The sequence below is a fragment of the Kitasatospora sp. SolWspMP-SS2h genome (assembly GCF_003259315.1).
Classification (GTDB): Bacteria; Actinomycetota; Actinomycetes; order Streptomycetales; family Streptomycetaceae; genus Kitasatospora; species Kitasatospora fiedleri.
Genome location: NZ_QLLT01000015.1, coordinates 123694 through 147873 on the forward strand (window position 1 = coordinate 123694; position 24180 = coordinate 147873).

The window sequence follows — 24180 nt, forward strand, 5'->3', positions numbered from 1 at the left end:
ACCGGGGGCCGAACGTCCGCACTTATGCTGGCGCACATGTGCGGAATTGTTGGATATACCGGGCCTCAGGAGGCCCTCGACGTAGTGATCGCAGGTCTGCGGAGGCTGGAGTACCGGGGCTACGACTCGGCCGGCGTCGCGGTGCAGACCGCAGGAGCCGACGGGCAGTGGCTCCTGTCCACCGACAAGCGGGCCGGAAAGCTCGTCAACCTCGAGAAGTCGCTGGCCGAAACCCCTCTCCCGGCCGGCACCACGGGCATCGGACACACCCGGTGGGCCACCCACGGCGGCCCCACCGACGCCAACGCCCACCCCCACCTGGACGACCACCGCAAGGTCGCGGTGGTCCACAACGGCATCATCGAGAACTTCGCCCGGCTGCGCGCCGACCTCACCGACCGGGGCCACACCCTCCGCTCCGAGACCGACACCGAGGTCGTCGCGCACCTGCTCGCCGAGGCCTACGACGGCGACCTGGCCGAGGCCATGCGGGCCGTCTGCCGCCAGCTCGACGGCGCCTTCACCCTGGTCGCGGTGCACGCGGACGCCCCCGGCACGGTGGTCGGCGCCCGCCGCAACTCGCCGCTGGTGGTCGGCGTCGGCGACGGCGAGAACTTCCTCGCCTCGGACGTCGCCGCGTTCATCGCGCACACCCGCGAGGCGATCGAGCTCGGCCAGGACCAGGTCGTCGAGCTGCGCCCCGAGGGCGTCACGGTGACCAACTTCGACGGCACCCCCGCCGAGGTCCGCGAGTACCACGTGGACTGGGACGCCTCGGCCGCCGAGAAGGGCGGCTACGACTACTTCATGCTCAAGGAGATCGCCGAGCAGCCGAAGGCCGTCTCCGACACCCTGCTCGGCCGGATCGGCACCGACGGCCGGCTCACCCTCGACGAGCTGCGCATCCCCGACCAGGTGCTGCGCGAGGTCGACAAGGTGGTGATCGTCGCCTGCGGCACCGCGTTCCACGCCGGCATGATCGCCAAGTACGCGATCGAGCACTGGACCCGGGTCCCCTGCGAGGTCGAGGTCGCCAGCGAGTTCCGCTACCGCGACCCGATCATGGACGACCGCACCCTGGTGATCGCCATCTCGCAGTCCGGCGAGACCATGGACACCCTGATGGCGCTGCGGCACGCCCGCGAGCAGGGCGCCAAGGTGCTGGCGATCTGCAACACCAACGGCTCGACCATCCCGCGCGAGTCCGACGCGGTGCTGTACACCCACGCCGGCCCCGAGGTCGCGGTCGCCTCCACCAAGGCGTTCCTGACCCAGCTGGTCGCCTGCTACCTGGTCGCCCTCTACCTGGGCCAGGTGCGCGGCACCAAGTGGGGCGACGAGATCTCCTCCGTCATCCGCGAGCTCGGCGACGCCCCCCGGCAGGTCGAGCAGGTGCTCGGCACCATGGAGCCCGTCCGGGCGCTGGCCCGCTCGCTGGCCGGCGCCCGCTCGGTGCTCTTCCTCGGCCGGCACGTCGGCTACCCGGTGGCCCTGGAGGGCGCGCTCAAGCTCAAGGAGCTCGCCTACATGCACGCCGAGGGCTTCGCGGCCGGCGAGCTCAAGCACGGCCCGATCGCCCTGATCGAGGAGGGCCTGCCGGTGGTCGTGGTGGTGCCCTCGCCGCGCGGCCGCTCGATCCTGCACGACAAGATCGTCTCCAACATCCAGGAGATCCGGGCCCGCGGCGCGCGCACCATCGTGATCGCCGAGGAGGGCGACGAGGCCGTCGTCCCCTACGCCGACCACCTGATCCGCATCCCGGTCACCCCGACCCTGCTCCAGCCCCTGGTCTCCACCGTCCCGCTCCAGGTCTTCGCCTGCGAGCTGGCCACCGCCAAGGGCCACGAGGTCGACCAGCCGCGCAACCTGGCCAAGTCCGTCACGGTCGAGTAGCGCGCGTATCGTCCATGCCGGTGCGGAGCGCTCCGCACCGGCACGGACGAGGGAGCGGGACGTGATCATCGGGGTCGGCATCGACGTGGCGGACATCGGGCGGTTCGGGGAGTCCCTGGAACGCACCCCCGGGCTGGCCGAACGCCTCTTCACCCCCGCCGAACTGACCCTCCCCTCCGGACAGCGCCGCGGCACGGCCTCGCTGGCGGCCCGGTTCGCCGCGAAGGAGGCCGTCGCCAAGGCGCTCGGCGCCCCGCCCGGCCTGCGCTGGGAGGACGCCGAGGTCCGGGTCGAGGCGTCCGGCCGCCCGCTGCTGCACGTCACCGGCACCGTCGAGGCCCGGGCCGCCGCGCTCGGCGTGACCTCCTGGCACCTCTCCCTCAGCCACGACGCGGGCGTCGCCTCGGCGGTCGTCATCGCCGAGGGCTGAGGACGCCGGAGCCGGGGAAGGAGCGGCAGGCCGCCATCAGGGGGCAGGGTGGGAACGGCGGGCCCCGCACCGGGCCCCCCGACCCCTCCCGGGCCGTTCGCCGGGAACCGCCGGGAACGCCGAGAACTGCTGAGAACCGCCGGGAACCGCCGAGCAGGGGAGCTGCCATGCGCCACGCCCACACCGTCGAGCAGGTCCGCTCCGCCGAGGCCGCCCGGACGGCCGGACTGCCGGAGGGCGCCCTGATGCAGCGGGCCGCGGCCGGGCTGGCCGCGGTCTGCGCGGAGCTGCTGCCCCGGGTGTACGCGAGCCGGGTGCTGGTGCTGGCCGGCTCCGGGGACAACGGCGGCGACGCGCTGTACGCGGGCGCCCGGCTGGCCCGCCGGGGCGCCCGGGTGGAGGCGCTGCTGCTCGACCCGGCCAAGGCGCACGCCGGGGGGCTGGCCGCCCTGCTGGCGGCCGGCGGCCGGACCACCGCGGACCCGGACGCGTTCACCCGGGCCGACCTGGTGCTGGACGGCGTCGTCGGCATCGGCGGCCGCGGCCCGCTGCGCCCGGCCGCCGCCCCGTTCGCCGCGCTGCCGCGCCGCGGCCGGGTGGTCGCCGTGGACGTCCCCTCCGGCGTCGACCCGGACAGCGGCGAGGTCGCCGGGCCCGCGCTCCGCGCCGACGTCACGGTCTGCTTCGGCACCCACAAGCCCGGCCTCCTGATCGATCCCGGCGCCCGGTACGCGGGCGTCGTCCACCTGGTCGACCTCGGGCTCGACCTGCCGCCCGCCCCCGTCGAGTCGCTCCAGCACGCCGACGCGGCCGCGCTGCTGCCCGCCCCCGGCGCGGAGAGCGACAAGTACCGGCGCGGCGTGGTCGGCGTCGCCGCCGGGTCCGCCCGCTACCCGGGCGCGGCCGTGCTGGCCGTCACCGGGGCGCTGTACGGCGGGGCCGGCGCGGTCCGCTACACCGGGCACGCGGCGGCGGAGGTGGTCCGCCGCCACCCCGAGACGCTCGTCACCGAGGACGGCCCGGCCCGCGCCGGGCGGGTGCAGAGCTGGGTGGTCGGCCCGGGCGGCGGCCAGGACGCGGAGCGCGCGCTGCGCGAGGCCCTGGACACCGAGGTGCCCGTCCTGGTCGACGCCGACGCGCTCACCGAACTCGCCCGGCTCGGCCCATCCGTCCTGGCCGGCCGCCCCGCGCCCGTCCTGCTCACCCCGCACGCCGGGGAGGCCGCCCGGCTGCTCGCGGGCGTCGACGAGTCCGCCGACGCCGAGCAGGTCGCCGCCGGCCGGCTCCGGGCGGCCCGGCTGCTCGCCGCCCGCTACCGGGCGACCGTGCTGCTCAAGGGCTCCACCACGGTGGTCGCCGACCCGGACGGCCGGGCCCGGGTCAACTCCACCGGCACCGGCTGGCTCGGCACCGCCGGCAGCGGCGACGTCCTCTCCGGCCTGACCGGCTCGCTGCTCGCCACCGGGCTCGCCCCGCTGGACGCCGGGTCCGCCGCCGCCTACCTGCACGGCCTGGCCGGCCGCCGCGCGGCGGGCCCCGGCGCCCCGATCACCGCCGTCGACCTCGCCGACGCCCTGCACCCGGCCTGGGCCTCCCTCGTCGGGCAGCCCGCGGACGAGGAGCCCCGGCGGGCCCCGGCCGCGCCCCGGACCCGCCGTCGCCCGGGCCCCTGACGGGGCTTTCCGCCGCGGTCTGGGAGACTGATACGCGATGACGACTGCGAACACCGCCGGGACGCCCGCGCTGACCCAGGGGGCGCGGGCCGAGGCGACCATCGACCTGGCCGCGCTGCGCGACAACCTGGCCGCGCTGCGCGCCCGCACGGCCGGGCCCGAGCTGATGGCCGTGGTCAAGGCGGACGCCTACGGCCACGGCGCGCTGCGGTGCGCCCGGGAGGCGGTCGCGGCCGGCGCGGGCTGGCTGGGCACCGCCACCCCGGAGGAGGCGCTCGCGCTGCGGGCCGCCGGGATCGGCCCCGAGCGGGCCCGCATCCTGTGCTGGCTGTGGACGCCGGGCGGCCCGTGGGCGCGGGCGCTGCGCGAGTCGGTGGACGTCTCGGTGAGCGGTCAGTGGGCGCTGGACGAGCTGCTGGCGGCCGTCCGGGAGACCGGCGTCCCGGCCCGGGTGCACCTGAAGGCCGACACCGGGCTGGGCCGCAACGGCTGCCAGCCGCGCGACTGGCCGGACCTGGTGGAGAACGCGGTGAAGGCGCAGGCCGAGGGCCTGCTGCGGGTGGTCGGCGTCTGGTCGCACTTCGCGGCGGCCGACGAGCCCGGCCACCCCTCGATCCAGGCCCAGCTCGACCTGTTCGCCCAGGTCCTGGCGTTCGCCGAGCGGGCCGGCGTCGACCCCGAGGTGCGGCACATCGCCAACTCCCCGGCGACGCTGCTGCTGCCGCAGTCGCACTACGACCTGGTCCGGCCGGGCCTGGCCATGTACGGCCTGTCGCCCGTCCCGCAGGTCGGCGGGCCCGCCGACTTCGGCCTGCGGCCGGTGATGTCGCTGTCGGCCCGGCTCGCGCTGGTCAAGCACGTGCCCGGCGGCCACGGCGTCTCGTACGGGCACCACTACACGACGCCGGGCCCGACCACGCTCGGCCTGGTCCCGCTCGGCTACGGGGACGGCGTGCCGCGGCACGCCAGCAACACCGGGCCGGTGCAGATCGGCGCCACCCGCTACCGGGTGGCCGGGCGGGTGGCGATGGACCAGTTCGTCGTCGACCTCGGCGGGGACACCCCGGAGACCGGCGCGGAGGTCCTGCTCTTCGGGGCCGGCGACCGGGGCGAGCCGACCGCCGAGGACTGGGCGGTGGCCTGCGACACCATCGCGTACGAGATCATCACCCGGATCGGGGGCCGGGTCGCCCGACGCTACGTCGGCGGACTGCGGGGGTGAGCGGTGGCTGAGGAGTCCTCTTCCGGCGGGGTGTCCCGGGCCGGGCTGATCGGCATATCGCTGGGCGTGCTGGCCGCCGGGGCCGCCGCCGGGGTGGCCGTGGAGCGGCTGACGGTCGGGCGGGCGATGCGCCGGCGGGCCCGCGAGGAGCTCGACGCGGCGGCCGCCTTCGGCTCGCTGCGCGGCACCGCCACCACCGTGCCCGCCGCCGACGGCACCGGGCTGTACGTCGAGGTCGACGAGGTCCCGGCGGGCGGCGGTCCGACCGTGGTGTTCTGCCACGGCTACTGCCTCAACCAGGACGGCTGGCACTTCCAGCGGGCCGCGCTGCGCGGCGCGCTGCGCACCGTGTTCTGGGACCAGCGCAGCCACGGCCGCTCCGAGCGCTCCCGCTCGTACGCGGGCGGCGAACCGGCCTCGATCGACCAGCTCGGCGCGGACCTGGAGGCGGTGCTGGACGCGGTCGTCCCCGAGGGGCCGATCGTGCTGGTCGGGCACTCGATGGGCGGCATGACCGTGATGGCGCTGGCCGACCGGCGCCCCGAGCTGTTCGGCCCGGGCGGCCGGGTGGCCGGCGTCGCGCTGATCGGCACCCTGGCGGGCGACTGGGACGCGGTGCCGCTGGGCCTGCCCGCGGTCGGCGCCAAGGTGGTCAAGCGGGTCGTGCCCGGGGTGATACGGCTGCTGGGCCGCCAGGTCGAGCTGGTCGAGGCCACCCGGCGCTGGGGCGCCGACCTGGCCGCGGTCTTCTACCGGCGGTTCTCGTTCGGGAGCCGGGACGTCGACCCGGCGGTCGCCCGGTTCGCCGAGCAGCTGCTGGACGCCACCCCCATCGACGTGGTCGCCGAGTTCTACCCGACCTTCTCCGCGCACGACAAGCGCGCCGCGCTGGCCGCCCTGGACGGGGACGGCCTGCCCGTCCTGGTGCTGGCCGGCACCAGGGACCTGCTGACCCCGCCCGAGTACTCGGAGGCGATCGCCGCCGCGCTGCCCGGCGCCCGGCTGGTGCTGGTGCCGGACGCCGGGCACCTGGTGATGCTGGAAGCCCCCGGCACCGTCGACCGGGAGCTGGCCGCGCTGCTGGAGCGGGCCGCCGACCGGGCCGGGGCGGGCCCGCTGCCGGCGGCGCTGCGGGAACTGGCCCGGGAGCGGCCGGAGGGCTGAGCGGTGGGCGCCGCGCGGTGTGGCACCTTAGGGGTGGCCGCATCGATCGAAGAAGGACGCCATGGGTTCGCAGACCACTCTGACCGTCGACACCGCGGAGCGGATGACCGGCCTCGGCCGGCGGCTCGCCGCGCTCCTGCGCCCCGGCGACCTGGTCCTGCTGTCGGGGGAGCTGGGCGCGGGCAAGACCACGCTGACCCGCGGCCTGGGCGAGGGCCTGGGCGTGCGCGGCGCGGTCACCTCGCCGACCTTCGTGATCGCCCGGGTGCACCCCTCGCTGACCGGCGGCCCCGCGCTCGTGCACGTGGACGCGTACCGGCTGGGCGGCGGCCTGGACGAGATGGAGGACCTCGACCTGGACGTGTCGCTGCCCGAGTCGGTGGTCGTCGTCGAGTGGGGCGAGGGCAAGGTCGAGCGGCTGTCCGAGGACCGGCTGGAGGTCCGGATCGAGCGGACCCTGGGCGGCGAGGCGGCGGACGCGCTGGGGGAGTCGGACGGACGGCGGGTCACCCTGACCGGGCTGGGCGGCCGCTGGGACGCCGCGGACCTCACCGGTCTGGGTGAGAACTGAACCGGGTTTCCGACAGCGCGTCGGGAACGGTTGCGGCGCACCGCGCGGGCGTGATGGGATGGCGTCAGCAGGTTAGGTATGCCTAACTAGGGAGGCGCCCCGTGGTGAGCACACCCCCCAGGACCACCGAGGACCGTTCCGCCGCCCCGGCCGCCGTGCCGGAGCGCACCGCCGGGGCCCCGGCCGCTCCGGCGGCCGGAGCCGCCGCCGTCGGGGCGCCGGCCGCCGCGCCGGTGCCGATGCGCGCCCTGCTGGCGGCCTGCCGGGCCGCCGAGGCCGTCTCCACCCCGCCGGAGCGCCGCGCCGCCTGACCGGGCCGCGGCCGGTCAGGCGACCACGACCACCCGGGTGCCGTTCGGCGCGAAGTCCCACAGCGCCTGGCCGTCCGCCCGGGACGCCCGGATGCCGCCGGTCCTGGTCCCCGGGTCCACCGACGGGGCCGGCGCCCTCTCGTCCACCAGCGCGCTGAACCCGAACACCGTGCCGGACTGCTGGGCGAACCGCACCACGTGCTCGATCTGCCGCCCGTCCGTGCCGGTGCCCGAAGCGGTGCGGCTGGTGACGGTGTAGGTGCCCGCCGCGGGCAGCGTGTTGCCCGGCACCACCTTGAACGCGGCCACCACCGGCTCCGGCTTCTTCGGGTCGACCAGCCAGACCTGCTGCGCCTGCAGCGCGAGCACCACCCGCGGGCCCGAACCGGACTCGGCGGGCAGCGGCGGCACGCTCGGCCGGGCGCTCTCCGGGGCGGCGGCCGACGGGGCGGCGCTCGACGCGGACGGCGCCGCGACCGCGCGCGAGGCCGCGCCGTTCGCCTGGAAGGCCAGCAGCCCGATCACCGCCACGGCCCCCAGGGTCAGCCCGCCGACCACCGCACCAGGACCCAGCTTCGCCACGTCAGCTCCTCAACGCTCCGCGTCTCACCTTCGGGAAGGCCCATCGTGCCAGGTGCGGCGGGCGGTTCCGGGCTCCTGGCGATCGTGTGTTCCCGACCGGTCCGGGGCGGTGCGGGCCCGGGCGCCGAACCCTCTAACCTTGGACCCGTGCTCCTCCTCGCCTTCGACACCGCCACCCCCGCCGTCACCGCCGCCGTCCACGACGGCGAGCGGGTGCTCGCCGAGTCCTACGAGGTCGACGCCCGCCGGCACGGCGAGCTGCTGCTGCCCACCGTCGCGGCCGTGCTGCGCGCCGCCGGCGCGGACAAGCGCGACCTGACCCACCTGGCGGTGGGCGTCGGCCCCGGCCCGTACACCGGCCTGCGGGTCGGCCTGGTCACCGCCGCCGCCCTCGGCGACGCGCTCGGCCTGCCCGTCCACGGCGTCTGCACCCTCGACGCGATCGCCCACCAGGCGCGCGCCGAGGGCCTGGCGGGGCCGTTCGCGGTGGCCACCGACGCCCGGCGCAAGGAGGTCTACTGGGCCTCCTACGACGCCGACGGCGCCCGGGTGGGCGGCCCCGCGGTGGACCGCCCGGCCGAGATCGACCCCGGCCCGCGGACGGTCGGCGCGGGCGCCCTGCTGTACGCGCTGCCCGCGGCAAGCGGCCCCGAGCACGTCTCGGCGGGCGCGCTGGCCGACTTCGCGGTCCGCGAGCTGGCCGCCGGCCGGGAGCTGCTGCCGAACGCGCCGCTGTACCTCCGGCGCCCGGACGCCCAGGTCCCCGCCGGGTACAAGGCGGTGCTTCCGGCGTGAGGCGGGCTCCTGGCTCAGCGGTCGGCCGGCGTGGCTAGGTACGCGCTGCGGCCGATGCGGTGGTGGGACATCGAGCCCGTCATGGTGCTGGAGCACCGGCTGTTCCCCGAGGACGCCTGGTCGCGCGGGATGTACTGGTCGGAGCTGGCGGAGGCGTTCCCCGGCGGGAGCCGGCACTACGTGGTGGCCGTCGACGGCGGCGGCGCGCCGGTCGGCTACGCCGGGCTGATGGCGGTCGGCCCGGACAGCGACGTGCAGACCATCGCGGTGGACTCCGAGCACCAGGGGGCGGGGCTCGGGGCGCTGCTGCTGACGGAGCTGGTCGAGGAGTCGGTCCGGCGCGGCTGCGCCGAACTGCTGCTGGAGGTGCGGGTGGACAACCTGCGCGCGCAGCGGCTGTACGAGCGGTTCGGGTTCGAGCCGGTCGGCATCCGGCGGGGCTACTACCAGCCGGCCAACGTGGACGCACTGGTGATGCGTCTGGACCACCTGGCAAGCGACGCAAGTGAAGCAAGCGATCTGAAGGATCATCACAATGGCTGACGAACCCCTCGTCCTCGGCATCGAGACCTCCTGCGACGAGACCGGCGTCGGCATCGTCCGCGGCACCACCCTGCTGGCCGACGCGGTCGCCTCCAGCGTCAACGACCACGCCCGGTACGGCGGCGTCGTCCCGGAGATCGCCAGCCGGGCGCACCTGGAGGCGATGGTGCCGACCATCCGGCGGGCGCTGGACACCGCCGGGGTGAAGGCGAGCGACCTGGACGGCATCGCCGTCACCGCCGGGCCGGGCCTGGCGGGCGCGCTGCTGGTCGGCGTGAGCGCGGCCAAGGCGTACGCGTGGGCGCTGGACAAGCCGCTGTACGGCGTCAACCACCTGGCCTCGCACATCTGCGTGGACCAGCTGGAGCACGGCCGGCTGCCGGAGCCGACGATGGCGCTGCTGGTCTCCGGCGGGCACTCCTCGCTGCTGCTCAGCGGCGACATCACCGCCGACGTGCGGCCGCTGGGCGCGACCATCGACGACGCGGCCGGCGAGGCGTTCGACAAGGTGGCGCGGGTGCTCGGGCTGGGCTTCCCGGGCGGGCCGGTGGTGGACCGGATGGCCCGGGAGGGCGACGGCGCGGCGATCGCCTTCCCGCGCGGGCTGAACAACGCGGGCGACCCCGCGTACGACTTCTCGTTCTCCGGGCTGAAGACCGCCGTGGCGCGCTGGGTGGAGGCCCGGCGGCGGGCCGGTGAGCCGGTGCCGGTGGCGGACGTCGCGGCGTCCTTCCAGGAGGCGGTGACCGACGTGCTGACCCGCAAGGCGGTCCGGGCCTGCAAGGACAACGACGTCGACCACCTGATGATCGGCGGCGGCGTGGCCGCCAACTCCCGGCTGCGCGAGATGGCGCAGCAGCGCTGCGACCGGGCGGGCATCGTGCTGCGGGTGCCGCGGCCGGGCCTGTGCACCGACAACGGCGCGATGGTGGCGGCGCTCGGCGCCGAGATGGTGCGGCGCAACCGCACCCCGTCCTCCCTCGACCTGTCGGCGGACTCCTCGCTGCCGGTCACCGAGACGCACGTGCCGGGCGAGCACGGCGGCTTCCACGCGCACGCGCACGAGGCCCTGAAGTGACCCTGGCGGCCATGTGGGAGGCCCGGGCGGCGGCCGGCCGGGGGGCCGAACTGCACGCCTGGGCCCGGGAGTCCGCGCTGCCCGCGGTGCGCGGCGCGGCCGGCCTGGAGCGGGTCGAGCTGTTCACCGCGCCGGGCGAGCGGGTGCTGCTCATCGCGCTGTGGACGGGCGAGCCGCGGCCGGTGCCGGAACCGCCCGCGCACCTGCTGGCCCGCCCGGTGCACCGCTGGACCTTCACCCGCACGGACGCGGGGTAGCAACCGGGCAGCCAAATCCGATCGTCCTATGATCGACAGGCGTGTCGAGGACGAGCGGGGGGCCACCGGTGAAGCAGCGGGTACGGGTCGGGTACGGGGCGGGCGCCCTCGCGGTGCTGCTGGCGGCGAGCGGGTGCGGCAGCGGCTCCGGGGCGGCCGACCGGTCCCCCGTCCCGGCCGCGCCGGTCGCCACCAGCGGCACACCGGCACCCTCCGGCACCGGCACCGGCACCCCGTCGGCCCCCGCGCAGGACGCGGTGCCCGAGGCCGCCTGGGCCAAGTGGGGCCTCAAGCCGCTGCCCAAGGCGCCCGCGCCGCCCGCCGACCGGCCGGTCAAGCTCACCCGGTCCGGCCAGGTGCCGGTGTTCAGCGAAGTCCCGACCACCGACAAGGTCGTCTTCATCACCCTCGACGACGGGGCCGAGAAGGACCCGAAGTTCGTCGAGATGCTCACCGAACTCAAGGTCCCGGTCACAATGTTCCTGACCGAGGACATCGTCAAGAACGACTACGCCTACTTCAAACCGCTCCAGGCGCTCGGCAACAGCATCCAGAACCACACCGTCAGCCACCCGGTGATGAGCAAGCTCGGCCCCGCCCAGCAGAAGGCTCAGGTCTGCGACGACCAGGCCGCCCTCACCGAGCAGTACGGCACCGCCCCCTACCTGTTCCGCCCGCCCTACGGCGACGGCGCGAACACCGCCGCCCTGAACACCGCCGTCCAGGAGTGCGGGCCGCGCGCCGTCGTGCTCTGGCGGGAGTCCATGCAGATCCACGACATGCAGTACCAGGCCGCCGACAAGAAGCTCCGCAGCGGCGACATCATCCTGGCCCACTTCCGCGGCCCGTCCGAGCTCAAGGGCGAGACCATGACCGGGATGTTCGGCGAGCTGCTCGCCCGGATCCAGGAGCAGGGCTTCGCGGTCGCCCGCCTCGACGACTACCTGGCCCGGCCCACCGGCTGACCCAGCATCATCACCGGCCCGGCCGCCGTCCGGGCCACGATCACCGTCACCGCGTTCGGCCCGGCCGGTCTCACCTGCCGCCGCAGCTCCTCCGGCACCACCGACGCCCCGCGCTTCTTGACCACCACGGTGCCGATCCGGCGCTCCCGCACCAGCGCCCGCAACCGCTTGACCTGGAACGGCAGCACGTCGGTCAGCTCGTACGCCTGCGCGTACGGCGTCGGGCGCAGCTCGTCCGAGGTGACGTACGCGATCATCGGGTCGATCAGCCGGCCGCCCGTCAGCTCCGCCACCTCCGCGACCATCCGGCCCCGGATCACCGCCCCGTCCGGCTCGTACAGGTAGCGCCCCACCGGGCCCACCGGCGGGTCCGGCAGCGCGCCGCCGGACAGCGAGTGCGGGCCCGGCAGCAGCGTCGCCCGGTACGGCTCGGCGGCGGCCGTGCCGAACCACAGCACCGCCTCCTTCACCTCGCCGCGGTCCGACACCCACTCCGCCTCGGCGCCCGCCGGCACCAGCTCGTGCGGGATGCCCGGCGCCACCTTCAGCGCGCCGAACGGGGCGCCGCGGGCCGCCTCCACCGCCCAGGACAGCGGCGGCGCGTACGCCTCCGGGTCGAACACCCGGCCCTTCGAGGTGCGCCGCGCCGGGTCGGTGAACACCGCGTCGAAGCCCGCGGTGCCGACGTCCGCGACGTCCGCGCGGCGCACCTCGACCAGCTCCGCCACGCCCAGCGCCGCCGCGTTCGCCCGCGCCACCTCGCAGGTCAGCTCGTCCCGGTCCACCGCCAGCACCGCGATCCCGGCCCGGGCCAGCGCGATCGCGTCCCCGCCGATCCCGCAGCACAGGTCGGCCAGCCGCCGCACCCCCAGCGCCGCGAACCGCCCCGCCCGCCACTCGGCGACCGACCGCCTGGTCGCCTGCTCCACCCCGTGCTGGGTGAAGTACATCGACGCGGCGTCCGCCCCGAACTTCGCCTCCGCCCGCTGCCGCAGCCGGGCCTGCTCGAACGCCGCCCGCACCAGCTCCGCCGGGTACTCCCGCCGCAGCCTGGTCGCCAGCGCCAGCTCCCCGGCCGCCGTGAACCCCCGCAACTCGGCCAGCAGCGCCTGCCCCTGCTCGGTCAGCAGCGCCCGGAACGACTCGATCTCCACCGCACCATTGTCGCGGCTCCGCTCAGCGCGCCAGCACCGCGAGCACGGCCGCCGCCAGCGCGGGCCCGGCCAGCCCCACCGCCAGCGGCGCGATCCGGTAGCCCCGCCGCGCCGTCGCCACCGTCGAGACCACCGGCACCGCGAGCCCCAGCACCGTCACCGTGCCGCACAGCAGCACCGCCAGGCCCGCCCCGCCCCCGCGCTCCGAGGCCCCGGCCAGCGCGAACACCAGCACCATGACCGCGTAGGGCACCGCGCACAGCAGCGGCACGGCCAGCGCCAGCAGCCACACCGCGTGGAACGCGTCCCGCCCCGCGGACCGGCTCTTCTTCGCCATGTCCCCATCGTGGCAAGGGAATTCGCCCGCCGCCTGAGTACCCGTACTCGGAACCGGCCGGGTCGAACGGAAACTCGGGCCCGACTCCGTTGGCACTCTGGTTGACTGAGTGCTAACCGCGTCCTAAGGTCGTTCCTGGCACTCCCCCCAGGGAGAGTGCTAACGCGATGAAGCGTGTCCGACCCCCGCGACGGCGGCCGCGCGCAATCGCCACCTACCTGTTAGACAACCCCGTAATCTCCGAAGGGGAGCTCGGACGTGACCACCAGCAGCAAGGTTGCCATCAAGCCGCTCGAGGACCGCATCGTGGTCCAGCCGCTCGACGCCGAGACCACCACCGCCTCCGGCCTGGTGATCCCGGACACCGCCAAGGAGAAGCCCCAGGAGGGCGTCGTCCTGGCCGTCGGCCCGGGCCGCTTCGAGGACGGTCAGCGTCTGCCGCTCGACGTCGCCGTCGGTGACATCGTCCTGTACTCGAAGTACGGCGGCACCGAGGTGAAGTACCAGGGCGAGGAGTACCTCGTCCTCTCGGCCCGCGACGTCCTCGCGATCATCGAGAAGTAAAGACGTCCGACCAGTAGACGTCCCAGCCCGCCCCGGATCCGTGTCGCACTGACAGGGGCCCGGGGCGCGGTTGTTGCTCCACGTACGCAGACCTACCCCTGAGGAAACGGGATCATGGCGAAGACCCTGCAGTTCGACGAGGACGCCCGCCGCTCGCTGGAGCGCGGCGTCAACAAGCTGGCCGACACCGTCAAGGTGACCATCGGCCCCAAGGGCCGCAACGTCGTCATCGACAAGAAGTTCGGCGCCCCCACCATCACCAACGACGGTGTGACCATCGCCCGCGAGGTCGAGCTCGACGACCCGTACGAGAACCTCGGCGCGCAGCTGGTCAAGGAGGTCGCCACCAAGACCAACGACGTCGCGGGCGACGGCACCACCACCGCCACCGTGCTCGCCCAGGCCCTGGTCAACGAGGGCCTGCGCAACGTCGCCGCCGGCGCCGGCCCGGCCGCCCTGAAGAAGGGCATCGACAAGGCCGTCGCCGCCGTCTCCGAGCACCTGCTCTCGGTGGCCCGCGAGATCGAGGGCAAGGACGACATCGCCGCCGTCGCCTCCCTCTCCGCCCAGGACACCCAGGTCGGCGAGCTGATCGCCGAGGCGATCGACAAGGTCGGCAAGGACGGTGTGATCACCGTCGAGGAGTCCAACACCTTCGGCGTCGAGCTCGAGTTCACCGAGGGCATGCAGTTCGACAAGGGCTACCTGTCCCCGTACTTCGTCACCGACGCGGAGCGCCAGGAAGCCGTCCTGGAGGACCCGTACGTCCTGATCAACCAGGGCAAGATCTCCTCCATCCAGGAGCTCCTGCCGCTGCTGGAGAAGGTCCTGCAGGCCGGCGGCTCCCGCCCGCTGCTGATCATCGCCGAGGACGTCGACGGCGAGGCCCTCTCCACCCTGGTGGTCAACAAGATCCGCGGCACCTTCAACGCGGTCGCGGTCAAGGCCCCCGGCTTCGGCGACCGCCGCAAGGCCATCCTCGGCGACATCGCCACCCTCACCGGCGGCCAGGTCGTCTCCGAGGAGGTCGGCCTCAAGCTCGACCAGGTCGGCCTGGAGGTGCTCGGCAGCGCCCGCCGGATCACCGTCACCAAGGACGAGACCATCGTCGTCGACGGCGCCGGCGACTCCGCCGAGGTCGCGGGCCGGGTCGCCCAGATCAAGGCCGAGATCGCCAACACCGACTCCGACTGGGACCGCGAGAAGCTCCAGGAGCGCCTCGCCAAGCTGGCCGGCGGCGTCTGCGTGATCAAGGTCGGCGCGGCCACCGAGGTCGAGCTCAAGGAGCGCAAGCACCGCCTGGAGGACGCCATCTCCGCGACCCGCGCCGCGGTCGAGGAGGGCATCGTGGCCGGCGGTGGCGCCTCGCTGGTGCACGCCGCGAAGGTCCTGGAGGACGGCCTCGGCCTGACCGGCGACGAGGCCACCGGTGTCGCCGTGGTCCGCAAGGCGCTCGCCGAGCCGCTGCGCTGGATCGCCCAGAACGCCGGCCTGGAGGGCTACGTCATCACCTCCAAGGTCGCCGACCTGGAGCCCGGCCAGGGCTACAACGCCGCCACCGGCGAGTACGGCGACCTGGTCAAGGCCGGCGTCATCGACCCGGTCAAGGTCACCCGCTCCGCCCTGGAGAACGCCGCCTCCATCGCCTCCCTGCTGCTCACCACCGAGACCCTCGTGGTGGAGAAGAAGGAAGAGGAAGAGGCCGCCGGCCACGGCCACTCGCACGGCGGCCACGGCCACAGCCACTGAGGCACCGCGCGCCGGCCGCCAGGGCGGCGCGGCGAGAGCAGGGGCGCGAGGAACCGCGCGACCGGCCCCGCACCCCCGTGGTGCGCGGCCCGGAGCGCCGGGGCCCCGCGCCCCTGCTCTCGCGTTCCCGGCGCACTTCGCGCCTCCCCTACAGTTGACGGCGTGATCGAAGCCCGCCACCTCCGCGTCCTGCACGCCGTCGCCCGGACCGGGTCGTTCTCCGCCGCCGCGCGGGAGCTGGGGTGCACGCAGCCCGCGGTGAGCCAGCAGATGAAGGCGCTGGAGAAGGCGGTGGACACCCCGCTGGTGGTGCGGTCCGGGCGGGAGATGCAGCTGAGCGAGGCCGGGCGGGTGCTGCTGCGGCACGCGGACGGCATCCTCGCGGGGCTCTCGGCCGCCGAGGAGGAGGTCGCGGCGATCGCCGGGCTGCGGGCGGGGCGGGTGCGGCTGGTCTCGTTCCCGACGGCCAGTTCGACCCTGGTGCCGCGGTCGGTGGCGCAGGTGCGGACGGCCCACCCGGGGGTGCGGGTCTCGCTGGTGGAGGCGGAGCCGACCCAGGCGCTGGCGATGCTGCGCGGCGGCGAGTGCGAGGTCGCGCTGGCCTTCCGCTACCCGGACTCGCAGGGCGGGCTGAGCCTGCCGTCCCCGCACGCGACGCTGCGCGAGGCGCGGGCCGAGGCGGCGCTGGAGGCGGCGGCGACGGCGGCCGCGAACGACTGGTCCGAGCTGGTGGTGCGCCCGCTGCTGGACGATCCGCTGGTGGGCCTCGTCCCGGCGGGCCACCCGCTGGCGGGCCGGGGCGAGGGCGACCCGGTGGACCTGGCGGAGCTGGCGGCCGAGCAGTGGATCGCGGGCTGCCTGCAGTGCCGGGGCCACCTGGTGGAGCTGTGCGCGGACGCGGGCTTCGCGCCGGCCATCGAGTTCGCCACGGACGACTACCCGGCGGTGGTGGGCCTGGTCGGCGCGGGCCTGGGGGTGGCGGTGCTGCCGGGGCTGGCGCTGGAGTCGGTGCGGCACCCGGGGGCGGCGGCCGTGCCGGTGAGGGTGGCCTCGGGCGAGCCGGCCCGGCGCGAGGTGGTGGCGCTGACCCTGCCGGACCTGGCGGAGGTCCCGGCGGTGGCGCTGATGCTGGACCAGCTCGCGGCGTCGGCCGCGGCCCGCTGAGCGCGGCGCCGACCGGGGACGGGCGGGCGACGCGTCCGGGTGGCGCGGCCGGGGACGCGGGCCGCGGCGGCGGGGACGGCCGCTGCGGTGCGGGGGACCGGCACGGGGACCGGCGACGGACCAGGACCGGCGGGAGCGGCCGGACTGGTGGCGGATCAGCGGCGGATGGTCTGCGGCATCGCCAGCGGGACCTCGGCCAGCCGGTTGCGGGAGCGGCCGAGCAGCTCCTCGCGTTCGTCCTCGGTCATGCCGCCCCAGACCCCGTAGGGCTCGCGGACGGCGAGGGCGTGTGCCGCGCACTTGACGCGCACCGGGCAGCGCATGCAGACCTCCTTGGCGCTCGTCTCGCGGGAGGTCCGGGCCGCGCCGCGTTCGCCCTCGGGGTGGAAGAACAGTGAGCTGTCGACGCCGCGGCAGGCGGCGGAGAGCTGCCAGTCCCAGAGGTCTGCGTTGGGGCCTGGGAGGCGGGAGAAATCTGCCATGGCTCATTCCCTTCATGGCTCGGGACCCGGCGGCCGGCCGCGACTGTCGCGGCGAGGCGGCACCGGGCCGGTACGGACACCTGGAAATATGACTTACGCCCACTACACCGACAAGTCACCCACAGTCCGACGAATCCGTCAATGACCTGACAGAAGCTATAAAAACGGACAAAAGGGGCAAGAGGTTTGAACCCGCATGCTGCACCGATCGGGTGTCCCACCGGGCGCGGACCGCCTCCGGAGGGCGCGCGCGGCGCGGGCACCGCGCGCGAGCTGCACAAAAGTGCGGCGTGTGCACCGCGAGGTGGCTCTTGTGTGATGGGTTGGCCACGTACAGTGGTGGAGATGGACGTGAAGCCGTAACTCATTCGAGTGACGGTCGTTGGATGTGCGGAGGCGGTCAGAGGACGCAGGACATCGGGACCGGTCGCGCAGCGAGGCGATCGGAACGGGTGCGTCCCGGGGCCGTGTCGGAGAGGTTCGTACCAGCCAGGAGGCTCAACGTGACGCGGATCTGCTGCGGAGGACGACGGTCATGACATCCGTACTCGTCTGCGACGATTCCCCGCTCGCCCGGGAGGCGCTTCGCCGCGCGGTGGCGACCGTGCCCGGCGTGGACCGGGTGACCACTGCGACGAACGGTGAGGAGGTCCTCCGCCGCTGGGTGGCCGACCGTTCCGATCTCGTTCTGATGGACGTCCGGATGCCCGGCCTCGGCGGGGTGGAGACGGTCCGCCGGCTGCTGTCGGCCGACCCGGGCGCCCGGATCATCATGCTCACCGTCGCCGAGGACCTGGACGGCGTGGCCCTCGCGGTCGCCGCCGGGGCCCGCGGCTACCTGCACAAGGACGCCTCGCGCGCCGAGCTGCGGGCCACCGTCACCCAGGCGCTGGCCGACCCGACCTGGCGCCTGGCGCCGCGCCGGCTCCGCAGCCCGGACATGGGCGCCGCGCCGACCCTGACGGCCCGTGAGATCCAGGTGCTGGAGGGGATGAGCCACGGCCGTTCCAACGCCGAGATCGGCCGCGAGCTGTTCCTGTCCGAGGACACCGTGAAGACGCACGCCAGGCGGCTGTTCAAGAAGTTGGGCGCCTCGGACCGCGCGCACGCGGTGGCGCTGGGCTTCCGTTGGGGCCTGGTCCGCTGAGCGGACGCGCGAACCGCGCTCGCTCGGACGTGTGACGTTGTGGTCCCGAGGCTGCACCATGGAGGAGTGGAGCACCTCGGGGACCAGCGGACAGGCAGGGGAGGCGGCACGGTGCACGCGGCGACGGATAACGTTCCGATGCACAAGTCCGGACGCGGTGCCGCGTTTTCCGGCCCGACCAGGCACCATGGACCGATGCGTGACGACGAGGAGGCCGCCGGGCCCGACCCGGTGCAGCCCGCCCCCGGGGGTGCGGCTGCCGATCCGTCGTCGGCACCGGGCGGTCCGGTGACCGGATCCGACGGCCCGTCGGGAGCGGCGGCCCGCCCGCCCGTGCTCGGCGCGGGGGCGTCGCCCGAGGTGGCCGAACTGGTCGCGGCGGCGGTCCGCGGCGACGGCCCCGCGATCGAGGCGCTGCTCGGCTACGTGCTCCCGCTGGCGCTGCGCTACTGCCGCGGCCGGCTGGTCCGGCTGCCCGGCGGGGCCCGGCACCACGTGGACGACGTGGCCCAGGAGGTGTGCGTCGCGGTGCTCTGCGCGCTGCCCCGCTACCGGGACACCGGGCGCCCGTTCGAGGCCTTCGTGTATGGGATCGCCGCGCACAAGATCGCCGATCTCCAGCGGGCCGCGATGCGCGGGCCCGGCTCGACGGTAATCCCGCCGGACGACCTGCCGGAGACGCCGGACGAGTCGCTCGGCCCGGAGGAGCGGGCGCTGCTCTCCAGCGACGCCGCGTGGATCAAGGAGCTGCTGTCCTACCTGCCGGCCCGCCAGCGCGAGCTGGTGCTGCTGCGGGTGGCGGACGGGCTGTCGGCGGAGGAGACCGGCGAGCTGCTCGGGATGTCGCCGGGCGCGGTGCGGGTGGCCCAGCACCGGGCGCTGTCCCGGCTGCGGGCGCTGGCGGAGGAGAGCGGCTGAACCCCGGCCGGTCCTTCCGGTCTCCCCGGCCCGTCGGCCGGTCTCCCGTCCGGCTTGCCGTCCGGTCTCCCGTCCGGCGTGCCGTCCGTGCTGCTGGACGCGCGTGGACCGCGCGGAATGAAGCGCGGCCGGGCGGGCGTTGTCAAGAGGGCGCGACGACCCACCCCGCGTCACCAGTACCATGGGGTATCGGCGCCTGGTCGGGTCGCCAAAGTTTCTCCGGTGCGCGCGGGGTCCCGTTGGAGGTTCCTCCGAAGCGCCGGGCGTCTTGGCGGCCGGTGACAGCCGGGCGCCCGTGCGCAGAACGACGGCCCGCCACGGAAGGTTCCCCATGTCTTACAACGCCGCCGGCGTACCCGAGAAGTTCGCGATGCTCGGACTCACGTACGACGACGTCCTGCTGCTGCCCGGGGCCTCCGAGGTGCTGCCCAACCAGGTGGACACCTCCTCGCGGATCTCCCGGAACGTGCGGGTCAACATCCCGCTGCTGTCCGCGGCGATGGACAAGGTCACCGAGTCCCGGATGGCGATCGCGATGGCCCGCCAGGGCGGCGTCGGCGTCCTGCACCGCAACCTCTCGATCGAGGACCAGGTCAACCAGGTCGACCTGGTGAAGCGGTCCGAGTCCGGCATGGTCACCGACCCGATCACGGTCGGCCCGGAGGCGACGCTGGCCGAGGCGGACGCGCTGTGCGCCCGGTTCCGGATCTCCGGCGTGCCGGTGGCCACGGCCGAGGGCAAGCTACTGGGCATCGTCACCAACCGCGACATGGCCTTCGAGACCGACCGCAGCCGCAAGGTCGCCGACATCATGACGCCGATGCCGCTGATCACCGGCAAGGTCGGCATCTCCGGCGAGGACGCGGTCGCGCTGCTGCGCCGCCACAAGATCGAGAAGCTGCCGCTGGTCGACGACGAGGGCCGGATCAAGGGCCTGATCACCGTCAAGGACTTCGTCAAGGCCGAGAAGTACCCGAACGCCGCCAAGGACGCCGAGGGCCGGCTGCTGGTGGGCGCCGCCGTCGGCGCCTCCGCCGAGGCCTTCGACCGCGCCCAGGCGCTGGTCGGCGCGGGCGTGGACTTCCTGGTCGTCGACACCTCGCACGGGCACTCGCACAATGCGCTGTCCTGGATCTCCAAGATCAAGTCCGCCGTGCCGGTGGACGTGGTCGGCGGCAACGTCGCCACCCGGGACGGCGCGCAGGCGCTGCTGGACGCCGGCGTGGACGGCGTGAAGGTCGGCGTCGGCCCCGGCTCGATCTGCACCACCCGCGTGGTCGCCGGCGTCGGCGTCCCGCAGGTCACCGCGATCTACGAGGCCGCGCAGGCCTGCCAGGACGCGGGCGTCCCGATCATCGGCGACGGCGGCCTCCAGTACTCCGGCGACATCGGCAAGGCGCTGTGCGCCGGCGCCGACACCGTGATGCTCGGCTCGCTGCTGGCCGGCTGCGAGGAGTCGCCCGGCGAGCTGCTCTTCATCAACGGCAAGCAGTTCAAGTCGTACCGCGGCATGGGCTCGCTGGGCGCGATGCAGACCCGCGGCCAGGCGAAGTCCTTCTCCAAGGACCGCTACTTCCAGGCCGAGGTCTCCTCGGACGAGAAGCTGATCGCCGAGGGCATCGAGGGCCAGGTGCCCTACCGCGGCCCGCTCTCCGCGGTGCTGTTCCAGCTGACCGGCGGCCTGCGGCAGACCATGGGGTACGTGGGCGCGGCGAGCATCGAGGAGATGCAGACCAAGGGCCGGTTCGTCCGGATCACCTCGGCGGGCCTCAAGGAGAGCCACCCGCACGACATCCAGATGACCGTCGAGGCGCCGAACTACAACGCGCGCTGAGGCCACCGGAACCGCCCGGCCGCGGAACCGACCGCCGGCCGGGCGGTTCCGTGCCGTCCGGGCCCGGGCGCGCCCCTGGCGGGGCAGGTGGGGGCGCGTGCGGGATACTTGGGGGCGTGGCCGGGGGGACCCGGTCGGGAGATGGAAAGCAGCAGAAGGGCTCGAAGTGACTGAGATCGAGATCGGGCGAGGCAAGCGCGGCCGCCGGGCGTACTCCTTCGACGACATCGCCGTCGTCCCCAGCCGCCGTACGCGTGACCCGAAGGAGGTCTCGATCGCTTGGCAGATCGACGCCTACCGTTTCGAACTGCCGTTCCTGGCCGCGCCGATGGACAGCGTGGTGTCGCCGGAGCAGGCGATCGCGATCGGGCAGCTGGGCGGCCTGGGCGTGCTGAACCTGGAGGGGCTGTGGACGCGGTACGAGGACCCGCGCCCGCTGCTGGCGGAGATCGCCTCGATCACCGACGAGGCGGCGGCGACCCGGCGCCTGCAGGAGGTGTACGCGGAGCCGATCAAGGCCGAGCTGATCAAGGAGCGGATCAAGGAGGTCCGTGACTCGGGCGTGGTGACCGCCGCGGCGCTCTCGCCGCAGCGCACCGCCGAGTTCTCCAAGGCCGTGGTGGACGCCGGGGTCGACGTGTTCGTGATCCGCGGCACCACGGTGTCGGCCGAGCACGTCTCGGGCGCGGCCGAGCCGCTCAACCTCAAGCAGTTCATCTACGAGCTGGACGTGCCGGTGATCGTCGGCGGCTGCGCCACCTACACCGCCGCGCTGCACCTGATGCGGACCGGCGCGGCCGGCGTGCTGGTCGGCTTCGGCGGCGGCGCCGCGCACACCACCCGGGGCGTGCTGGGCATCCAGGTGCCGATGGCCACCGCCGTCGCCGACGTCGCGGCCGCCCGCCGCGACTACATGGACGAGTCCGGCGGCCGGTACGTGCACGTGATCGCGGACGGCGGCGTCGGCTACAGCGGCGACATCCCCAAGGCCGTGGCCTGCGGCGCGGACGCGGTGATGATCGGCGCCGCGCTGGCCCGCGCCACCGACGCCCCCGGCCGGGGCCACCACTGGGGCATGGAGGCCGTCCACGAGGAGCTGCCGCGCGGCAAGCGGGTGCACCTGGGCACCGTCGGCACCACCGAGCAGATCCTGACCGGTCCGTCGCACACCCCCGACGGCACCATGAACCTGTTCGGCGCGCTGCGCCGGGCGATGGCCACCACCGGCTACACCGAGCTCAAGGAGTTCCAGCGGGTCGAGGTCACGGTCAACCCCGCCCGGTGACACCCCGCTGACGGCCCGTCAGCAGATCGGAGGGCCCCCGCCGCAACCGGCGGGGGCCCTCCGCCGTCCTCCCACCACGGGCGGGCTGGGACGGTCGCCGGGGCCGGGCGCGGGGGCGGGTGGCCGGGCCGGGGCCGGACAGGGGATGATGGGGGCTCCGGCCTGCGACCGCCGCCCTCGGCGGTCCGACACGCCGTCAGGTCACGGCCGGGGTACCCGCCGAGGGCCGCGACACCATGGGGAGAGCGCACCGATGACGCAGCCGCAGGAACCGACCGGCCGACTGCTGGCGGACCGCTACCGGCTCGGCGAGGTGCTCGGGCGCGGCGGCATGGGCACCGTCTGGCGGGCCGAGGACGAGATGCTGGGCCGGATCGTCGCGGTCAAGGAACTCCGGATGACCGGCACCGTCGACGAGATCGAGAAGCACCGGCTGGTCGTCCGCACCCTGCGCGAGGCCAAGGCCACCGCCCGGATCCGGCACACCTCGGCCGTCACCGTCTTCGACGTGGTCGAGGAGGACGACCGGCCGTGGATCGTGATGGAACTCGTCGCCGGCCGCTCGCTGGCCGACGTGGTCGCCGAGGACGGCCCGATCGCCCCCGAACGGGCCGCGAGGATCGCGCTCGACCTGCTCGGGGTGCTGGGCGCCGCGCACCGCCAGGGCATCCTGCACCGGGACGTGAAGCCGTCCAACGTGCTGATCGGCGAGGACGGGCGCACCGTGCTCACCGACTTCGGCATCGCCAGCGTCGAGGGCGACACCTCCATCACCTCCACCGGCATGCTGGTCGGCGCCCCCTCCTACATCGCCCCCGAGCGGGCCCGCGGCAAGCTGCCCGGACCGCCCTCCGACCTGTGGTCGCTGGGCGGCACGCTGTACGCGATGGTCGAGGGCGTCCCGCCGTACGACCGGGGCGACGCGCTGGCCACCCTCACCGCCGTGATGACCGAGCCGCTGCCCGAGCCGCGCAACGCCGGGCCGCTGCGGGGCGTCATCGAGGGGCTGCTGGAGAAGGACCCGGCCCGGCGGATGGACGCCGACACCGCCCGGCCGCTGCTCGAACTGATCGCCGCCGGGAAGCCGCTGCCCGAGGCCGAGACGGTGGCCGTCCCGGCGCCCTCGGCCCCGGAGCCGTCCGCGGCCGCCGCTGCGCCCCCGGCCGGGGCCGGTCCGGCGGCGACGGCGACGGCGACGGCGACGGAACCGCTCCGGACGGACGGGGCGCCGCCCGCGGGCGGGCCGTTCGGCTCGCGGCGGCGGGCGCTGCTGGCCGGGGCGGCGGTGGTCGCCGCGCTCGCGCTGATCGCGGCGCTGGTGGTGTTCTGGCCCCGGGGCGACGGAGACGGCGGGAAGAACGGCGCCGCCGCCTCCGCCGCGGACGGGACCGCGGCGTCCGCGAGCCCGTCGGCGTCCGCCGGCCCGTCGGCGCCGGCGGCCCCGTCGGCCTCCGCGCAGGCCGCGGACCCGGGCTCCGCGCCGCCCGCCGCGGAGCCGTCGCCGCTGCCGTCGGCCGGGCAGATACCCGCCGGCTACCGGGTGTACAAGGACCCGTCCGGGTTCAGCATCGCGCTGCCCGACTGGATGGCCGACCAGGGGCCGGACTACCGGGCCACCAGCCGCCGCTTCGAGGGCCGCGGGCTGCGGCTGGTCGTCGACTGGCAGAGCCCCGCCGGGGCGAGCGCGCTGAAGGACTGGCAGGAGTCCGACCGCAACGCGAAGATGGCCGACTACCGCCGGGTCAGGGTGGAGGCCGTCGCCTACCGGGACTGGGCCAACGCCGCCGACTGGGAGTGGACGTACACCGGCAAGTCCGGCACCCTGCTGCACTCGCTCAACCGGGGCTTCGTCACCGGCGGCGGCAAGTACGGCTACGCGATCTACTGGACCATGCCCGAGGAGGACTGGTCGGCCCCGGACGGCTCGCTGGCCCGGCGGATCTCCTTCGAGAGCTTCCAGCCCGCGCCGTAGCCGGCGCGGCGGCGCGCGGCGCGCCCGGCGGGGGCCGGGTGTTCCGGGCGGGCCGGGGCCGCGGCGGGGGCGGCTCCGGGCGGGCTGACC

Annotated in this window: 24 protein-coding genes; 20 read left to right on the forward strand and 4 right to left on the reverse strand. The window is 75.0% G+C overall.

The annotated features are described in order from the left end of the window. The first annotated feature begins 36 nt into the window (after nt 1-36). The 7 genes from glmS (at nt 37) to K353_RS34890 (ending at nt 7264) form a co-directional block, all read left to right on the forward strand. Entirely contained in the window at nt 37-1893 is a 1857-nt protein-coding gene (gene glmS, locus K353_RS20030) for a glutamine--fructose-6-phosphate transaminase (isomerizing) (RefSeq protein WP_111554996.1), read from the forward strand. 61 nt (nt 1894-1954) lie between these two features. Continuing rightward, nucleotides 1955-2323: a holo-ACP synthase gene (locus tag K353_RS20035; protein WP_111554936.1), complete on the forward strand. Its 369-nt coding sequence runs from the start codon at nt 1955-1957 to the stop codon at nt 2321-2323. Nucleotides 2324-2490: 167 nt separating this feature from the next. Further along, nucleotides 2491-3996, forward strand: a complete 1506-nt coding sequence (locus K353_RS20040; protein WP_111554937.1) for an NAD(P)H-hydrate dehydratase — start codon at nt 2491-2493, stop codon at nt 3994-3996. Between the two features lie 37 nt (nt 3997-4033). Then, nucleotides 4034-5218, forward strand: a complete 1185-nt coding sequence (gene alr, locus K353_RS20045) for an alanine racemase (RefSeq protein ID WP_111554938.1) — start codon at nt 4034-4036, stop codon at nt 5216-5218. A gap of 3 nt (nt 5219-5221) precedes the next feature. Then, nucleotides 5222-6382 (forward strand): alpha/beta fold hydrolase, encoded by a 1161-nt coding sequence (locus K353_RS20050; RefSeq protein WP_111554939.1) that lies wholly within the window; start codon nt 5222-5224, stop codon nt 6380-6382. A 61-nt stretch (nt 6383-6443) separates the two neighbouring features. Next, entirely contained in the window at nt 6444-6953 is a 510-nt protein-coding gene (tsaE, locus tag K353_RS20055; RefSeq protein WP_111554940.1) for a tRNA (adenosine(37)-N6)-threonylcarbamoyltransferase complex ATPase subunit type 1 TsaE, read from the forward strand. Between the two features lie 104 nt (nt 6954-7057). Continuing rightward, nucleotides 7058-7264 (forward strand): hypothetical protein, encoded by a 207-nt coding sequence (locus tag K353_RS34890; protein ID WP_199528176.1) that lies wholly within the window; start codon nt 7058-7060, stop codon nt 7262-7264. A gap of 15 nt (nt 7265-7279) precedes the next feature. On the opposite strand, the gene K353_RS20065 is transcribed toward K353_RS34890, so the two are convergent. Then, nucleotides 7280-7846: a L,D-transpeptidase gene (locus K353_RS20065; RefSeq protein ID WP_111554941.1), complete on the reverse strand. Its 567-nt coding sequence runs from the start codon at nt 7844-7846 to the stop codon at nt 7280-7282. Nucleotides 7847-7993: 147 nt separating this feature from the next. Here K353_RS20065 and tsaB point away from each other — a divergent pair, with 147 nt between their 5' ends. The 5 genes from tsaB to K353_RS20090 all read left to right on the forward strand — a co-directional run bounded on the left by tsaB (nt 7994) and on the right by K353_RS20090 (nt 11484). Next, nucleotides 7994-8641: a tRNA (adenosine(37)-N6)-threonylcarbamoyltransferase complex dimerization subunit type 1 TsaB gene (gene tsaB / locus K353_RS20070; RefSeq protein WP_111554942.1), complete on the forward strand. Its 648-nt coding sequence runs from the start codon at nt 7994-7996 to the stop codon at nt 8639-8641. Between the two features lie 54 nt (nt 8642-8695). Further along, on the forward strand, nt 8696-9184 hold the full coding sequence (gene rimI / locus K353_RS20075) for a ribosomal protein S18-alanine N-acetyltransferase (protein WP_111554943.1): 489 nt from the start codon (nt 8696-8698) through the stop codon (nt 9182-9184). Continuing rightward, nucleotides 9177-10262: a tRNA (adenosine(37)-N6)-threonylcarbamoyltransferase complex transferase subunit TsaD gene (gene tsaD, locus K353_RS20080; protein ID WP_111554944.1), complete on the forward strand. Its 1086-nt coding sequence runs from the start codon at nt 9177-9179 to the stop codon at nt 10260-10262. Before rimI ends, tsaD begins: the two co-directional genes overlap by 8 nt. Before the next feature lie 11 nt (nt 10263-10273). Further along, a complete protein-coding gene (locus tag K353_RS20085) occupies nt 10274-10519 on the forward strand; it encodes a hypothetical protein (RefSeq protein ID WP_370447626.1) in 246 nt (81 codons plus the stop codon). Nucleotides 10520-10587: 68 nt separating this feature from the next. Further along, the gene (locus tag K353_RS20090) at nt 10588-11484 is read left to right on the forward strand and encodes a polysaccharide deacetylase family protein (protein WP_111554946.1); all 897 of its coding nucleotides are present in this window, start codon (nt 10588-10590) and stop codon (nt 11482-11484) included. On the opposite strand, the gene K353_RS20095 is transcribed toward K353_RS20090, so the two are convergent. Then, nucleotides 11460-12638, reverse strand: a complete 1179-nt coding sequence (locus tag K353_RS20095; RefSeq protein WP_111554947.1) for a methyltransferase domain-containing protein — start codon at nt 12636-12638, stop codon at nt 11460-11462. The two genes, K353_RS20090 and K353_RS20095, sit on opposite strands and share 25 nt — an antisense overlap. A gap of 22 nt (nt 12639-12660) precedes the next feature. Then, the gene (locus tag K353_RS20100; RefSeq protein ID WP_111554948.1) at nt 12661-12975 is read right to left on the reverse strand and encodes a hypothetical protein; all 315 of its coding nucleotides are present in this window, start codon (nt 12973-12975) and stop codon (nt 12661-12663) included. Between the two features lie 258 nt (nt 12976-13233). Here K353_RS20100 and groES point away from each other — a divergent pair, with 258 nt between their 5' ends. The 3 genes from groES to K353_RS20115 all read left to right on the forward strand — a co-directional run bounded on the left by groES (nt 13234) and on the right by K353_RS20115 (nt 16452). Next, nucleotides 13234-13539: a co-chaperone GroES gene (gene groES / locus K353_RS20105; RefSeq protein ID WP_014136232.1), complete on the forward strand. Its 306-nt coding sequence runs from the start codon at nt 13234-13236 to the stop codon at nt 13537-13539. A 114-nt stretch (nt 13540-13653) separates the two neighbouring features. Beyond that, nucleotides 13654-15288: a chaperonin GroEL gene (gene groL / locus K353_RS20110; protein ID WP_111554949.1), complete on the forward strand. Its 1635-nt coding sequence runs from the start codon at nt 13654-13656 to the stop codon at nt 15286-15288. A 162-nt stretch (nt 15289-15450) separates the two neighbouring features. After that, complete coding sequence (locus tag K353_RS20115) at nt 15451-16452, forward strand: LysR family transcriptional regulator (protein WP_111554950.1); 1002 nt, start codon at nt 15451-15453, stop codon at nt 16450-16452. Nucleotides 16453-16607: 155 nt separating this feature from the next. Here K353_RS20115 and K353_RS20120 read toward each other — a convergent pair whose 3' ends face one another. Then, a complete protein-coding gene (locus tag K353_RS20120) occupies nt 16608-16934 on the reverse strand; it encodes a WhiB family transcriptional regulator (protein ID WP_111554951.1) in 327 nt (108 codons plus the stop codon). Between the two features lie 535 nt (nt 16935-17469). On the opposite strand from K353_RS20120, the gene K353_RS20125 reads away from it, so the two are divergent. The 5 genes from K353_RS20125 to K353_RS20145 all read left to right on the forward strand — a co-directional run bounded on the left by K353_RS20125 (nt 17470) and on the right by K353_RS20145 (nt 24090). Further along, complete coding sequence (locus tag K353_RS20125) at nt 17470-18081, forward strand: response regulator transcription factor (RefSeq protein ID WP_014136228.1); 612 nt, start codon at nt 17470-17472, stop codon at nt 18079-18081. Between the two features lie 195 nt (nt 18082-18276). After that, nucleotides 18277-18999 (forward strand): RNA polymerase sigma factor ShbA, encoded by a 723-nt coding sequence (shbA, locus tag K353_RS20130; RefSeq protein WP_111554952.1) that lies wholly within the window; start codon nt 18277-18279, stop codon nt 18997-18999. Nucleotides 19000-19330: 331 nt separating this feature from the next. Continuing rightward, nucleotides 19331-20833 carry an IMP dehydrogenase gene (gene guaB, locus K353_RS20135; protein WP_111554953.1) on the forward strand — a complete coding sequence of 501 codons (1503 nt, stop codon included), beginning with the start codon at nt 19331-19333 and terminating at the stop codon, nt 20831-20833. A gap of 166 nt (nt 20834-20999) precedes the next feature. After that, nucleotides 21000-22118: a GuaB3 family IMP dehydrogenase-related protein gene (locus K353_RS20140; RefSeq protein ID WP_111554954.1), complete on the forward strand. Its 1119-nt coding sequence runs from the start codon at nt 21000-21002 to the stop codon at nt 22116-22118. A 253-nt stretch (nt 22119-22371) separates the two neighbouring features. Then, the gene (locus tag K353_RS20145) at nt 22372-24090 is read left to right on the forward strand and encodes a serine/threonine-protein kinase (protein ID WP_111554955.1); all 1719 of its coding nucleotides are present in this window, start codon (nt 22372-22374) and stop codon (nt 24088-24090) included. Nucleotides 24091-24180 lie beyond the last annotated feature (90 nt).